General features: G+C 44.4%; 12 protein-coding genes and 1 pseudogene. 4 read left to right on the top strand and 9 right to left on the bottom strand.

Annotated features, from left to right (window positions below; all coding sequences use genetic code 11):
- Window positions 1–146: 146 nt before the first annotated feature.
- The 3 genes from ASC49_RS05115 to ASC49_RS05105 all read left to right on the top strand — a co-directional run bounded on the left by ASC49_RS05115 (window position 147) and on the right by ASC49_RS05105 (window position 4,249).
- A complete protein-coding gene (locus tag ASC49_RS05115; protein WP_055462157.1) occupies window positions 147–1,589 on the top strand; it encodes an NAD-dependent succinate-semialdehyde dehydrogenase in 1,443 nt (480 codons plus the stop codon).
- A gap of 20 nt (window positions 1,590–1,609) precedes the next feature.
- Complete coding sequence (locus ASC49_RS05110) at window positions 1,610–2,776, top strand: iron-containing alcohol dehydrogenase (protein ID WP_055462156.1); 1,167 nt, start codon at window positions 1,610–1,612, stop codon at window positions 2,774–2,776.
- A gap of 105 nt (window positions 2,777–2,881) precedes the next feature.
- Window positions 2,882–4,249: a hypothetical protein gene (locus tag ASC49_RS05105; RefSeq protein WP_055462155.1), complete on the top strand. Its 1,368-nt coding sequence runs from the start codon at window positions 2,882–2,884 to the stop codon at window positions 4,247–4,249.
- Window positions 4,250–4,664: 415 nt separating this feature from the next.
- On the opposite strand, the gene ASC49_RS05100 is transcribed toward ASC49_RS05105, so the two are convergent.
- The 9 genes from ASC49_RS05100 to ASC49_RS05060 all read right to left on the bottom strand — a co-directional run bounded on the left by ASC49_RS05100 (window position 4,665) and on the right by ASC49_RS05060 (window position 15,117).
- Window positions 4,665–5,690, bottom strand: a complete 1,026-nt coding sequence (locus ASC49_RS05100; RefSeq protein WP_055462154.1) for a histone deacetylase family protein — start codon at window positions 5,688–5,690, stop codon at window positions 4,665–4,667.
- 27 nt (window positions 5,691–5,717) lie between these two features.
- A complete protein-coding gene (locus tag ASC49_RS05095; RefSeq protein WP_055462153.1) occupies window positions 5,718–6,968 on the bottom strand; it encodes a M20 family metallo-hydrolase in 1,251 nt (416 codons plus the stop codon).
- 11 nt (window positions 6,969–6,979) lie between these two features.
- Window positions 6,980–7,918, bottom strand: a complete 939-nt coding sequence (locus ASC49_RS05090) for a 2-hydroxyacid dehydrogenase (RefSeq protein ID WP_055462152.1) — start codon at window positions 7,916–7,918, stop codon at window positions 6,980–6,982.
- Window positions 7,918–9,567, bottom strand: coding sequence for an ABC transporter ATP-binding protein (locus tag ASC49_RS05085; protein WP_055462151.1), 1,650 nt, complete (start codon window positions 9,565–9,567; stop codon window positions 7,918–7,920). The genes ASC49_RS05090 and ASC49_RS05085 overlap by 1 nt, the downstream gene beginning before the upstream one ends.
- Before the next feature lies 1 nt (window position 9,568).
- Entirely contained in the window at window positions 9,569–10,408 is an 840-nt protein-coding gene (locus tag ASC49_RS05080) for an ABC transporter permease (RefSeq protein WP_055462150.1), read from the bottom strand.
- On the bottom strand, window positions 10,405–11,388 hold the full coding sequence (locus ASC49_RS05075; protein ID WP_055462149.1) for an ABC transporter permease: 984 nt from the start codon (window positions 11,386–11,388) through the stop codon (window positions 10,405–10,407). The genes ASC49_RS05080 and ASC49_RS05075 overlap by 4 nt, the downstream gene beginning before the upstream one ends.
- Window positions 11,389–11,442: 54 nt before the next feature.
- Window positions 11,443–12,990: an ABC transporter substrate-binding protein gene (locus ASC49_RS05070; protein WP_055462148.1), complete on the bottom strand. Its 1,548-nt coding sequence runs from the start codon at window positions 12,988–12,990 to the stop codon at window positions 11,443–11,445.
- 88 nt (window positions 12,991–13,078) lie between these two features.
- The gene (locus tag ASC49_RS05065) at window positions 13,079–13,870 is read right to left on the bottom strand and encodes a class II aldolase/adducin family protein (RefSeq protein ID WP_055462147.1); all 792 of its coding nucleotides are present in this window, start codon (window positions 13,868–13,870) and stop codon (window positions 13,079–13,081) included.
- 341 nt (window positions 13,871–14,211) lie between these two features.
- Window positions 14,212–15,117, bottom strand: coding sequence for a LysR substrate-binding domain-containing protein (locus ASC49_RS05060; protein ID WP_211262015.1), 906 nt, complete (start codon window positions 15,115–15,117; stop codon window positions 14,212–14,214).
- Window positions 15,118–15,233: 116 nt separating this feature from the next.
- Here ASC49_RS05060 and ASC49_RS19565 point away from each other — a divergent pair.
- A pseudogene (locus ASC49_RS19565) lies at window positions 15,234–15,515 on the top strand (DDE-type integrase/transposase/recombinase); the annotation flags it as partial.
- Window positions 15,516–15,909 lie beyond the last annotated feature (394 nt).

Below are 15,909 nucleotides of genomic sequence, written 5' to 3'. Positions count from 1 at the left end.
ATTTATGGTTTAGCACTGCTCCCAACTAAACCGAATTTTCGTTTGAGATACAAAGCTCAGACTCGGGAATGGGTTGCAGCCGTTTGGCTTATTGAGCAACAAGCTGTTGCTTGAGCCTACGAATCATAAAAATAAAGGTGTCAACTATGTATCTAAATGATGCGTCCCTACTGAGAGAAAGTTGCTTAGTAAATGGACAATGGGTTACAGCAACGGACAATAAAACTATTCCTGTTACAAACCCAGCTACGGGTGAAGTGATCGCAAATATCCCTCATCTAAGCGAAACTGAAATCCCCGCTGTTATTGAAGCATCTCAAGAAGCTCAAAAAAAATGGGCCGCCTTAACAGCAAAAGAGCGCTCAAGAATCCTTCGCAAATGGTTTGATTTAATCACTGAAAGCGCCAACGACCTTGCAATGATTATGACATCGGAGCAAGGCAAACCTTTAGCCGAAGCTAAAGGGGAAATTGCTTATGCAGCTTCATTTGTAGAATGGTTTGCTGAAGAAGCGAAGCGAGTTTACGGCGATACAATTCCAGCGCCGCTTTCCAATCAGCGCTTAACTGTTATCCGCCAGCCAATCGGGGTAACCGCCGCGATTACTCCTTGGAACTTCCCTGCAGCCATGATCACTCGAAAAGCAGCGCCAGCTCTTGCTGCTGGTTGTTCTATGATTGTACGTCCAGCAGACCTAACACCACTTACGGCTTTGGCTCTTGGCGAATTAGCTCAACGTGCAGGTATCCCTAATGGCGTATTTCAGGTAATCACAGGCTCAGCAAGCAAGATAGGTAAAGTGCTTACAGATAGTACAGTGGTGACCAAACTATCGTTCACAGGCTCAACAGAAGTCGGCCGATTATTAATGGCTCAATGTGCGGACACTATTAAAAAAGTGTCATTAGAGCTTGGTGGTAACGCACCGTTTATCGTTTTTGATGATGCTGACCTTGATAAAGCAGTCGAAGGTGCGATGGCCTCTAAATATCGTAACGCTGGCCAGACATGTGTTTGTGCAAACCGCATTTTAGTCCAGCGTGGCGTTTACGATGCTTTCATTGCAAAACTTCAAGAAAAGGTTTCTGCGATGAAAATTGGTAACGGTATCGAAGACGGCGTCCAAATTGGACCTATGATCGAAGAAAAAGCCATCACCAAAGTTGAAGAACATATCCAAGACGCTGTCGCTAAAGGCGCCAAGCTTATCCAAGGTGGGGAGCGTCTAGGTGGACTATTTATCCAACCTTCTATTTTGATCAACGTCACCAGCGAAATGAAAGTGGCTCAAGAAGAGACTTTTGGTCCTATGGCACCAATCTTCCCGTTCGATACCGAAGAAGAAGCCATTTCAATGGCTAACGACACTATTTTTGGTCTAGCGGCATACTTCTTTACTAATGATCACGCCCGAAGCGTTCGTGTCTCAGAAGCCTTAGAGTACGGCATGGTAGGACATAACACAGGCTTAATTTCCAATGAAGTAGCACCATTTGGCGGCGTCAAACAATCCGGTCTTGGTCGCGAAGGTTCTAAGTATGGCATCGAAGAATACCTAGAACTGAAATACATCTGTAGCGCTCTTTAAAGGTCAAAAGGAATTTAATTATGTCTCAAGGTTTCAAAGCATTTTCTTTCAATACTCCAGGCTCAATGCACGTTGAATGGGGTGGCGCTAAGCGTTTAGGCGAACTAGCAGCAAGCTGGTTTGAAGAACGTAATGTTCTATTAGTTACCGATAAGTTTCTTAGCGAAAGTGGCCTTTTAGAAGAAACAAAAGCATCAATGGAAGCTAACGGTTTCAGCATTTCGATCTACGATGATGTGGTAGCAGACCCACCAGAACACGTACTAATGGAATGTGTTGAATTTGGTAAAGCGAACAATGCAAACCTAGTTATTGGCCTAGGCGGCGGCTCACCAATGGATATCGCTAAATTGGTAGCAGTAATGCTTACGTCAGATCAAAAACTATCCGATCTATATGGCATTGGAAATGTTAAAGGCAAGCGCGCACCGTTACTTCAAATCCCAACCACAGCAGGAACTGGTTCTGAAGTTACCAACATCACCATTTTAACAACAGGTGAAACGACCAAGATGGGTGTGGTTTCTAAGCAGTTGTACGCAGATTATGTCTTGCTAGATGCTGAGTTAACCATTGGTTTACCTTCCCTACCTACCGCTGCAACGGGCATTGATGCCATGGTACACGCGATTGAAGCATACACATCAGCTCATCTTAAAAATCCGCTTTCAGATGCACTAGGAAAAGAAGCACTACGATTGCTGAGCAAGAACCTTTTAACAGCATGTAAAGACGGTAAAAACCGTGCAGCACGTGAAGCCATGTTATTAGGTGCAAATTTAGCCGGTCAAGCATTCTCAAACAGCCCTGTTGCAGCGGTACATGCCTTAGCCTATCCGTTAGGTGGTCACTATCACCTTCCCCATGGTTTAACCAATGCATTAATGCTTGGCCCTGTATTGCGCTTCAATATGAAAGCAGCCGCTCCACTTTACGCAGAATTAGCTGAAGTTGTACTTGGTGATGTTGAAGGTGAGGAGCTTAGTCGTGCGGAGCAATTCGTTGAGTATATGCAAAACTTGATGAATGAATCAGGAGCACCACAACGGCTTCGTGATGTAGGTGTCACTGAAGAAAGCCTACCAACTCTTGCTAAGGACGCAATGATCCAAACCCGTTTGCTTGGCAATAACCCTGTTCAAGTGACTGAAAGCGATGCCCTAAAACTGTATCAAGAAGCTTTCTAATTCACTGAAACAATGTTCGTTTCTGCAATAAAAACCTGTAGCTACTCCCCTGTAACCTTTGGTTGCAGGGAACTTGAATTATTACAAAAATAATAGGAAATCATCATGAGTAAAGAACGTATTGATGGCCAAGAAACCCCCTTTTGGTCCATGGGTCCTTTTAAGGTCCGCCTCCCGTTTGTCCACTACCGCATAGAATGGCCTGATTACTTCCAAGGCCTGCTTATGTGTGCCGTCGACCTTGCTGCCATTCCATTAATGACCGAGTTACTAGGTATGCCATTTGAAGTCGCCTTAGCGGTTGTTATGTTAAATGGCTTATTCTACTTACTTCATCATTTACTAGGTGACCCAGTTGTACCTGGTTGGATCACTCCAGCTATTCCTCTATTAATGGCGTACTGTGTGACTTTCCCAGAGGGCCCTGAACGAATACATGCATTAATTTCCTTCCAGCTCTTACTAGGTATATTTTCTATCTTTATAGGTGCTTCAGGATTAGCACACAGAGTAGTCTCGTTGATACCACAGGCAATTAAGTCTGGTGTCATTATTGGTGCTGGTATTGCTGCAGTCATGGCAGTTTTCAAAGTTGACGGTCGATTCGATACCTACCCAATCACTATTACTGTAGCGGTGGGTATTGCTTTCTACGTGATCTTTTCCCGCCATTTTGCACAGTTGAAACAAAGTAATGCCTTGTTCAATATGATCGGCAAACTTGGCGTATTTCCAATCATTGTTCTGGCCATTATTATTGCCCCAACAGTGGGTGAGACTTCATGGCCAGATATCAAATGGGGATTCTCATCACCAGACTTTGTAACACTTTGGAATGAATACACTGTGTTCGGTCTGGGTATGCCACCACTTACAATGTTTCTTAGCGCTATCCCAACTGTATTAGCTGCTTACATCGTTCTATTTGGTGATGTATTACAAAGCCGTGCAATTCTTGAAGAAGCCGACCACATCCGTAAAGATGAAAAAATCGACTATGATCCTGATCGTGCTCACATGATCTTCGGTGCTCGTAACTCAGCAATGTCGATTCTAGGGCCAGATGTTGCAATGTGTGGCCCACTTTGGGCGGCAATGCACGTTGTCATAGTTGAGCGCTTTAGCCAAGGTAAGAAAGCCATGAAGTCAATCTTTGGTGGCGCAGGCTCATTCCGCTGGGGAACAAACACTGGCTTGCTTTTCATGCCAATCGTTACACTTGTGCAACCTATCTTAGGTGTAGCTTTAGCACTAACACTTCTGATTCAAGGTTATGTCTCAGTCCGAATTGGTGTAATGGAAGCTCGTTCTCAACGTGATCTAGGTATTGCGGGTATCGTCGCTGCCGTCCTAGCAACACGTGGCGCAACTTGGGCCTTTGCTGTGGGTGTTGTGCTTTGTATTTTGGTATACGGACGTGATTTCTTCAAAGGCGAGAAAGACAAAACCTTTGTTAAGGATCAAGCTCAATAAAATACTTAACGCTATCGAGTTTAATGAGGCTACTAAAGTGAAAAATCCCCCAAGTGAGAAATCACTTGGGGGATTTTTGTACCTTCCTGCAACTAAATACTACGTAGGTATTACGCGAAGTTTTTTACACTGAGCCCCTAGATAGACATCCAGCACAATCAATAGTCCATCCCCGTCAAGTAAAGGCCCCCAATCACTACCCCCGCTGAAACCACCGCGGCGGCAATTGGCAAGGTGTTTAACAGGGTTTCCTTACAAGATTGAATCAAAAAAGGGTGTTCATCCCTTTTTCCCACTCATTATTCGGGGAGGAAGCTGGGCGGTTACTCAAGCCCATTTGAGTTGAGAAAAACAAATTTCCGTTTGTGAAATCTGCACTAAAAATCAGTAAGGGACGAACAAAACACTTACTTATTTAGCGATTAGAGAATGCTTTTAAAGTTTCACGTAAGTTATCGCCTAAAATTGGAGAGATATAGCCGCCCTCTTGGACGATGAGCGTTGGCAGCCCCAAACTGTTCACTCGTTTGCCTATTTCTGAAAAACCTTCTGTAGTGATTCCTAATACAGCAAATGGATCTTTTTCTGATGCATCAAGTCCCAACGCTAAGATCACAACATCAGGTGCATACGAGACTATTTGCTCAAGAGCTTTATCTAAAACCGGTAAATAATCTTTATCTGAAGTGCCTTCAGAAACAGGGTAATTGATATTAAAACCATACCCATCACCTTCTCCACGTTCATGTGCATAGCCCCAATAGTGGGGATAGCAATAAGCGGGATCCGCGTGAATTGACACAGTTAAAACATCACGACGATTCCAGAAAACCGCCTGAGTGCCATTTCCATGATGTAAATCCACATCTAATATGGCTACACGTTGATAGGCTTCCAGTAAACGCTCGGCAGCAATGGCAGAATTATTTAGAAAACAGAAACCAGCACCGCCATCTGGATAAGCATGATGACCTGGCGGACGACATGCAGCATAGGCAGTATTAGTTGCTCCCGTTGCAATGCTGTCCGCCGCACTGATAGCAGTTTGTGCCGAAGCATAAACCCCAGCCCAAGTTCCTGGCCCAACAGGGCAAGAGGTATCCATTAAATGCCATCCAACTTGACCAATAATGTCACTAGGGTAACTGGCGCTGTAACGAACTGGATGACTCTTAGGAATGATCTCTTCACTTGAATCTGGCAACTTTTCCCAATTAGGGTATACCGTTTGCAAAAAAGTGAGGTAATCAGGTGAGTGAACTTTACTGATTAATGAGAAGCCGTGATCTTTAACTGGCGCTATATCTACTTGTAATTCATGCAACACATTCAGAAAAATATCGCCACGTTCTGGTACTTCACGGGCAGCGATCGGCTTGCCATTTTTCATGTAAAACTTTGGAAAATGCTGGCTTTGGTCTGAGTGATAAAATGCTTTCATCTCGTACTCCTTGATGGAAACGGCACCTTAATTAGCGGCGCGTAAAATCGTGTTGAGTAATACATTGCAGCCTTTTTCTAATTGCTCAGGGCTGGTGTACTCACATTCATTATGGCTAAGGCCCTTTTCTGATGGCACAAAAATCATGGCGGTAGGCGCCACTCGACTGACGTAAACTGCGTCGTGTCCTGCACCGCTGACTATTGGACAAGGAGATATCTCAGGATAAGAGACTTCGCATGCGATCTGAATATTGGCCAAACAATCCTTATCAAAAGGGCAAGGTGGTAATGACCAAGTTTCTTTAATAGTGACCTCTAAATTCAGCTGAAACGCCATTTGATGAATATTTTCAAAGGCTTTGGTCTGAAGTTCTTGAAGTGCTTCACTGCTAGCTTCGCGCAAATCTAAACTGAAATATACTTCCCCTGGGGAGACATTCGTTGAAGCATTAGGAATCGTGACTTCGCCAATAGTACATCGACTATTGATACCATTTTGTTCAGTAACTTCCGTAAGGCGTGTAATCATTTTGGCTGCACCGACCAAGGCATCGTTACGCAAACTCATTGGACTTGGTCCGGCATGGCAAGAGGTGCCCTTCACTTGCACTTGAAACCACTTCATTCCCAATACGCCCGTCACAATTCCTAAATCGACGTCTTTCGCTTCAAGAACAGGCCCTTGTTCAATATGCAGTTCGTAATATTGATGAATAGGGAAAAAGCCTTCGCTCATTATTTTGCTATAGCCTAAGCGCTCTAATTCATCCCCAAAACGAATGCCTTCTGCATCTTTTGTGTTCAGCACATCAGCAAGTTTAAATATGCCAGCGTAGGCACCAGAGCCCAACATAGCCGGTTTAAAACGAGCGCCCTCTTCGTTGGTCCAAACAGCCACTTCTATTGGTCGCAGCGTTTTGATTTTCTGCTCGTATAAGCAGCGCAGAACTTCAAGCCCTGCAAGACATCCATAAATGCCATCAAACTTGCCACCTGTTGGTTGAGTATCTAAGTGGCTACCAGTTACGATCGGTGCTAATTGATTATCTTGCCCATCAACGCGAAGAAATAAATTTCCCGCAGGATCAATACGTGATGTTGCGCCTACTTCTTTGGCCCATTTGATAAACAAATCCCGTGCGGCTTTGTCTTTATCGGTTAACGCCAGACGATGGCATCCACCGACTTTGCTGTCTTTTGAATCCACATGTCCAATCTGACCGATTTCCATAATGGAGTCCCACAGTCGACTCCCGTTACATTGTTCTACTTTCATATTGATTCTCCCTAATATCCCGTACTTCTTGGCACTTCATTCTGCAAACACTGCCCGTCTAGATAACGCAGATATTCATCAATCAGGTTTTTCACAGCCGCACTGGGGCGAACATCGCTAGCATCATGGGGTGTAATAATTAGATCAGGGTGCTCCCAAAGGGGGCTGGTGCTTGGTAACGGCTCTTGAGCAAACACATCCAATGAAGCCCCTTTCAGTACACCTGTCTGTAGTGCATGCATTAAATCTGATTCAACTAAATGCCCACCTCGACCAAGATGAACGAGGTAAGCATTAGGTTTTAACTGCTGAAAAGTTTGTAGGTTAAGAATTCCGTGTGTTTCGTCGGTCAATGGCAACACGCAAATCAGTACTTCGGTTCTAGATAAAAATGCTGACAACTCCTCTGAGCCACAAAACACAGAGATATTAGAGTCTTTCAAAGGCTTATTAGTTTTCCGCCATCCTGCTACAGAAAAACCTAAGTGATCTAGGTCTTTGGCGATTCGTTCGCCCATAAAACCCATCCCCAAAACACCAACTGACACTTCAGATGGAGCTCGCATAGGTTGACGTTGCCAGACTTTGTTTGCCTGCTGCTCGCGATACAAAGGGAAATTACGTTGATGATTGAGCACATGCCATATGGCGAATGTGCTCATGATAGCAGCCTGTTGATCATCTCGGTTGCGGCAGACTTTGACATGTTCAGGTAGACTTGGGCAGGCCAAAATACTGTCAACCCCAGCAGCGACAGAAGCCACGACTTTGATATTTGGGTATCGCTCAAAGAAATCATCTTCAGGGAACCACAATAAAGCGAAAGTGATGCTAAGCGGATCATGAACTTCATGACTTAGAAATACCTTAAGTTCATTTTGCTGCGCTGCAAAACACTCTGCATAGGGCGTCATATCGAGGTAACTACTGTGTAAAATGCCACACTCCATTACGCATACGCCTTTTCTAATGTTTTAGCATGCCCAGTAGTTTTGCCTGAGCGCCAGTCAGCCCCTGGAATTGAAGCTATTAGGCTTTTGGTGTAATCGTGACGCGGTTGTTCAAATACTTGTTTGGTGACTCCCGCTTCAACAATGCGGCCTTTTTGCATCACAATCACGCGATCACACACTTGCGCCGCTACACGAAGGTCGTGGACCACAAAGAGAACAGCGAGATTGAGGCGCTGCTTTAACTGCTCAATAAGATCCAAGATCTGCGCTTGTACTGATACATCCAGGGCGGAAATCGCCTCATCAGCTACCAAGATCTCTGGGTCATGGGCTAACGCTCGGGCAATACCGACACGTTGACGCTGACCGCCTGAAAACTCGTGCGGATAACGGTCAAGTGCCGTAGCAGGCAGTTCAACCAAGGCCAAGAGCTCTGCTGCCTTTTGCATGGCTTGGGCCACAGGCATACCTTGAGCAATAGGGCCATCAGCAATGATTTGACCTATGGTCTTACGAGGATTCAGCGACGCAAATGGATCTTGAAACACCATTTGAATACGCTTTCTAAAGGGCGCTAGTGCTTTTGCATCAAGTGCTTGAATAGGATCATCACCTAATAAAATCTCACCACTGTCCGATTCCAATAATCGAACGACGCAACGACTTACAGTCGATTTTCCCGATCCTGATTCACCAACTAATCCAAGTGTTTCGCCACGATGAAGTTCGAATGAAACGTCATCTGCCGCTTTTACAATCCTTGGTTTAGAAAACCAACCGCCACCAGTACTATAGGTCTTACATAACTGATTGACCGTTAATACCGGAGCAGATTCAGCTAACAATGGGCGCTCAGGAGCAACAAGCGGTGGCACTGCGGAGATCAATTTCTTGGTATAGCTATGTTGTGGATTGTTTAAAACCGCTTCACGTTCTCCCAACTCGACCATTTGTCCTTTTTCCATCACCACAACACGATCCGCAATCTCTGCAACAACACCAAAATCGTGGGTAATAAACATCACCGCAGTGTTATGCTTTTCTTGCAGCTCTTTGATCAGTTTTAAAATTTGTGCTTGGGTGGTGACATCCAAAGCCGTTGTCGGCTCATCTGCGATTAAGATTGAAGGCTCTAATGCCAAAGCCATTGCAATCATGACACGCTGACGCTGACCACCCGATAACTGGTGCGGGTAAGCGCTCATCATTTTCTCTGGATCCGGTAAGCCAACGTCTTTTAAGAGTGATAAGGTACGCTCGTGACGCTGCTTTTTACTTAACTCAGTATGAATTAAAAAAACTTCACCAATCTGATCCGCCACTCGCATCAATGGGTTCAACGCGGTCATTGGTTCTTGAAAAATCATACTGATGCGATTCCCACGAATTTTCCGAGCACGATGCTCTTCTAATGACGCCAAATTGTAACCATCAAAAGTGATCGCCCCTGTTTCCACTTGAATGGCTTTTGGGAGTAGACCCATGATGGCATTGGCAGTCATGGACTTACCCGAACCAGACTCACCGACCACACATAGAATCTCACCTGGCATTAACTCGTAATTCACATTTGTGATAGCAAACTCACGATCTGCACCTTTGGGTAAACGAATACTTAAATTTTCAACTTTTAGTAGTGGCTTCATATTAATGCTCCCGTTTACCGGAGAGTTTTGGGTTTAAGGCCTCATTTAAGCCTTCACCTAAAAGGTTCAGCGCTAATACCGTGACAGCAATTGCTACACCGGGGATAAAGCTCAACCACCATGCTTGGCGAATCACTGTTTTCGCTGCACCAATCATGTAACCCCACGACATGATTTCTGGGTCTCCCAGCCCTAAAAAGGACAGAGATGACTCTAGAAGAATCGCTGTCGCCACCATTAAAGAAGCCAGCACAATAATTGGCGACAGACTGTTTGGAAGGATTTCTTTTAAAATGATATTACGATGGGATTGACCATTGAGTTTCGCTGCTAGCACATACTCTTGATTTCGAAGTGCTAAGAACTCACCACGCACCAATCGAGCCACTGGCGGCCAACTCACGATGGCTATGGCACCTGTGATCGAATAAACACTTGGTTCAAAGATAGCGACTAAGACAATTGCCAACGCAAAACTTGGTACCGTTTGAAACACTTCGGTAAAACGCATTAGGATTTCATCGACCCAACCACCGAAATACCCCGCATAAGCACCTAGTGGAATGCCGATAAGCAAAGCAATAACGGTCGACACTAAGCCCACTAACAGAGAAATACGCGCACCGTAAATCAGCCCCGCCAGTACATCACGCCCTAGAGTATCGGTACCGAGTAAGAAACGATCGTTAGCAAACGGAGGAATAAACGGACGCTGTACCATCTTCCACGGACTGCCGTCGTATAACATTGGGCCAAAAATCGCGATGAGGCTCAGTAACAACAGCACAGCAAAACCAAACATAGCTACTTTATTTTGAGTTAATGCTCTAATTACGTTCATTTTGATAGCTCGATTCGTGGATCAACTACGCAGTAGATAACGTCAGTGATCAGGTTAAAGAGAACCACCATGGCAGAGGAAATAAAAAACACGCCCAGTAGCAAGTTGTAATCACGCTGGAATAAAGCCTCGAACATCAAGCGACCGATGCCAGGCCAAGCGAACACGGTCTCAGTGAGCACCGCGCCACCAATTAATTGGCCAGCTTGAAGCCCTGCTAGTGTCACCACTGGCAGTAAGGCATTGCGTAATACATGGCGATAAGTCACACGATTCGGTGTCATACCTTTCGCAATGGCGGTTTTCACAAAATCCATACGCGTGGTTTCAATCATGGACGTACGGGTCATACGTGCGTAAACCGCGGTAAAAAATAAGCCTAGCGTGGTCGCGGGAAGGATTAAGTGGGTCATAATATCGACGAATCGATCGAACCCTGTCAGATTGGCACCTACGGTTTCCATACCAAAGCTTGGAAGCCAATTCAGATAAACCGAGAAGAACAGCGCAGCCATCATGGCAAGCCAAAACAAAGGCGTTGCGTAAAAGATCAAAGCAGCCACGGTAATAAACGAGTCAGCCCATTGCTTGTGCTTTTGTGCCGCGACCACACCCGCTAATACACCTATCAGCAATGACATCAGGAATGCCGCCCCAGTGAGTAAAAGCGTTGCTGGCATACGATCCATAATCAGATCAAATACGGGCATCTGTTGACGATAAGTAATACCCATATCGAACTGAACTAAGTTACTGATATAGACCCACAGTTGATAATACAAAGGCTGATCTAAACCGAATTGCTCACGCAACTGCTGTAAAAAAAGCTCATCGGTAGCCCCTGCTTCACCCGCCATAACTTTGGCTGGATCACCTGGTGCTGCTCTAATTAAGAAAAAGTTGAAGACTGCGATAACCAAAAGAACGATTGCGCCCTTTATCAATCGCCCACCAATATACATGAGTGTTTGTATGCTCATTGTTCCATCCCGCCATAAAAACTGAGGGAAGCTACGGCTTCCCTCTCGTTTGTTTTACTGTTTAATCCAAGCCGTACCAAACGCATCATTGATTCCAATACCTGAGTCGATCAGGTTTTGTACTTTGCAGTTATAGATCGTTGGAAATTCAAGCTCCATTAACCACGCTACAGGCACGTCTTCGACCAGCTTGTTTTGAATCTTGCTGTACAGTTCTTGACGCTTCTCATCTGGAAACGCAGTCGCCGCTTCATCAAACCACTGATCGATTTCAGCATTTATGTAACCTTCGGCATTGTTCCAAGGGGAGCCTTTTGCAATATTGCTAGAGATGTAGTTTCGCGCCACACCTAAAGCAGGATCGCCATATTGGTAGAGGTATGTGAAAGAAATGTCGTAGTCCCAGTCAGAGACTTTTTGATTCCATCCAGCGACATCGGTAGACTCGATCTTGGCATTGATGCCAACTTCTTCGAGGTTTTGTTTGATCACTTCAGTCCAACGCTGCCATGTTTCACCGTATGGCATCGGTAAGATGCGAACAGGCTCACCGTCATAACCCATTTCATCTAATAGAGCTCGAGCTTTATCGGGGTTGTATTCATACTCAGGTAGATTCTCATCAAAGAACTTAGTTTTCGAACCCACTGGACCATTTGCTACTTTCCCGTAACCATTCCAAAGCACATCTTTGGCAAATTCACGATCCATGGCATACATCACCGCTTGTCGGAAACGAACGTCGGAGGTTGGCCCCTGTCGGTTGTTCAGCCATAGCCAAGCGTGTGGTGAGAAGAACTCCCAACCATCCGTAGTAACGCAGGTATTGTCTAGCTCAGTTAAACGAGGGACATCAAAATTTTCTACCGAGCCGCCAGGAAGCACATCAATTTTGCCAGTTTCAAAGGCCACTGCTCGTGAGGCCGCATCTGGGATCACATACCAATACACATCATCCAAATGTGGAAGTCCTTGAACATGGTAGTTTTCGTTCTTTTCAAGATGAATGTAGGAACCTTTTTTCCATTCAGAAAATTTGAACGGTCCTGTACCGATTGGGTGATGATTTGCAGGGTTAGTTTTGTAATCTGTGCCTTCGTAAATATGTTTTGGCAACATTGGTGTTGTGCCAACTTCAAACAAACGAATAAAAGGACCAAATGGCTCTTTTAGTTTAAAAACTACAGTGTAGTCATCAGTAGCTTCAATGCTTTCCACATGAGCAAGAGAAGTTCGTAAACGAGCATTGGTTTCACGCAGTAACTTATCTATAGAAAATACAACGTCTGCAGACGTAAATGGCTGACCATCATGCCAAGTGACACCTTCTTTTAGATGAAATGTCCAAGTTTTACCGTCTTCTGAACTGTCCCAAGAACTCGCTAACATGGGATGAGGATTCAAATCCTGGTCATAGCGCATTAATCCTTCAAAAATATTACCACCAACCTGCTGCGTCGTAGCGTTTGAATACATGCCTATCATCAAGCTTGGTGGTTCAGGCTGTACAACAACATTGATCGTGCCACCATCTTCAGCAGCATAAATAGGTGTCATTAGCGGAACGCAGGCAACAAGAGCCCCCATGAAGATCTTTTTCATGTCATTCTCCTCGGTTCGAAGATTTTTAATGGTTATTTAAGTGTTCTTTTGTGATCTGTTGAGCAACAGTAGGGCGAGTAGCACGAGGCTACTCTTTATAAGTGGGAGAGACTTTTTCTAGTAGGCGAAGATAAGCCAGCCATTCTGCGTGAAAACCACCGCGCTGACTGATTTCTGCAAAATGTTTGTATTGCTGATACGTGAGCTCACAGACTTCACTATCAATCGGCTGTACTGGCTGACCGCTAGCCAACACCGACATTTGCACCTTACAAACACGTTCTAGGTTATACATCAGAGTAAAGGCTTCACCGACGTTTTCACCCATAGTCATCAAGCCATGGTTATCAAGAATAAGAGTCTTATTTTCTGGACCCACGTCTTTGACTAAACGCTCGCGTTCTTCGAGATTTAACGCAATACCTTCGTATTTGTGGCGCGACACACCATGATAAAACTGAAGTGACCATTGGTTGAGTGGCAAGATGCCTGTTTGCATTGATGACACAGCCACACCTGCAACTGTGTGTGTATGAAGCGCACATTTCACATCATGGCGGGCACCATGAATCGCTGAATGAATGGTAAAGCCTGCTGGGTTAGCTCCCATATCACATGGGTCATCAATGATAGTACCATCCAGATCAATCGTAACCAACTCACTGGCTTTTACTTCACCGAAGCGTGTTCCGTATGGGTTGATCAAAAAATACTCTTTATCCCCCGGCACACGAGCAGAGATATGAGTGTAAATACTGTCACTCATTTGGAAATGTTCTATCAAATGATAGGCCGCGGCTAAGTCCACCCGCACACGCTCTTGTTCCGATAAATTTGGATAGGTATCTCTTACAAAATCGTAATCAGTTTGACTGCTCATTGCTCTGCCCTTTTGTGTCCTACATTTTTCATCTTTTTGATTTTGATCATCCAGATCCACATCTCAAATGACCTTAATTAGATTCTTGTTGAAAAAATAGGCGAGCACAATCGAATTAATTTTGCACAACTGTTAAATATTTTTTGACAATAGATGTAAAAAAAAGCTGATAAGTGAATTTTTTTATCAAAAAATCTAAAACTAACTCATTTAAAACTTTAGCAATCTACATGCCAAAGAACTACTCAAATCATTGAGCATTAAGCTGGAAAGCGCCATAAAAAAATGCATAACCCAATACTAGCGGCTGAACTTGCACCAAAATATTACCGTTAAGTGCTTCAGCGCCGATCATATCTTGCCTGCACATCGGAGATCAGACTTTCAAGCCATTCGATGAAGGCAGAAACTTCGGGCCGCTCTACTTTTTCAGGTGAACTAACTAAATAGTATGCTCTTGGGGATTCAATACTTTTTTCAAAAGGCCTAATGAGTAAGCCCTTATCCAGAGCATCGCCACTGACCATATTATCGCCGATCGCAATGCCTTGCCCTGAAATGGCGGCAGACTGAGCAAAATTTGCATCTGAAAAAATAATACCGCCTTCAAGCTGAGTGTTGCTTACGCCATTAGCCGCCAACCAAACACGCCAATCAGTCTGATTCACGAGATGCAACAATGGCAGATTAACTAAGTTGGCAGGATGCCCCACACCACCATTTTTCTTTAAAAAGCTTGGGCTGCAAACCGGAAACAAACGTATTGTAATTAATTGTCTAACGTATTTATCAGGCCAGTTGCCATTACCGTAAGCAATATATAAGTCCACGTCGTCATTCGAGGTATCATCAGGAACTGTTGGCGACGATATATGCAAGGTCAATTTCGGGTAAATCGATGTAAATTCGGCTAAATGATGACACAGCCAATAATTGGCAAGACCAGGGGCACAGCTGACCGTTAATCGTCCTGTTACTTCATGGCCATTATTCTCACGGGCTGCTTCAGTGAGAATAGATAAAGCACGCTTTGATTCGACTGCATAGCGCTCCCCTTTCTGGGTTAGCATGATGCCTCGACCGCTTTTTTGCGTAAGAGCAAAGCCCACTACCTCTTCCAACATTTGGATTTGATGACTGACAGCACTGCGAGTCAGGCTTAGCTCTTGCGCCGCAGACGATATACTCCCTAGCCGAGATACCGCTTCCAATGCGCGTAATGACATTATCGAAGGAAGTCGCTTCACTTTGCTCTCTTTTTTGTTTTAACCTAGCTAACAACCTAAACATAAAAGTCATGTAAAACAATACATAACTGGATCGACTAGCCTTCTCTAGACACTTTATTGATATACAATTAACGCTGCTCTCAGCTGTCTGGCGACGCAAACCTAAAAGCACTGTACTGATTCATTCAGATTAGGGCGGCCAGTTCACAGGATACGAATGGCAAAGTTTTTTAGAAAAGTACAATTTGAGGCCGAGTATGAGTCGGCAGAGAAGCTGCCATGACAATGCTGTTGCTGAAAGCTTTTTCCAGCTACTTAAACGTGAAAGGGGAAAACGAAAAATTTACGTATCGCGAGATAAAGCAAGGGCTGATATCTTCGATTACATAGAGATGTTTTATAACGCTACAGCGAGAACAGTCATGCTGCTAATATGCCACTGCTGGCATACGAGAAACTAGAGAATTAAAAGCAAAAGATGGTCTAGTAAAGGCTGGTCGATTCACCATGAACTTGTGGGAGCATCTGATCACTCGTCATCGAAAAAGTACAAAATTCTCTATCCAAATGCCGACCCTCATCATCCGTATAAAAAACACCCTAAGCCATTAATCTATATATAGATTATAAATCATGCCAACATAAATCTGGTTAAATATACAGAAAATTTGAGATTACGCATGATGAGCTATCATGCTGACAGCAACATTCCTCCTCTCCCAGTAGCTTCTTGCCACAGTCACAATCGGCCGAACTAGCAATACGACTTAGGATGAAAGGCATGCCCAATCAAATAGCACAGAAAAAAAG

The organism is Marinomonas fungiae, assembly GCF_001418205.1.
GTDB lineage: Bacteria > Pseudomonadota > Gammaproteobacteria > Pseudomonadales > Marinomonadaceae > Marinomonas > Marinomonas fungiae.
The sequence above is the reverse complement of the archived record's forward strand: the minus strand, read 5'-3'. Positions and strand labels throughout refer to the sequence as shown.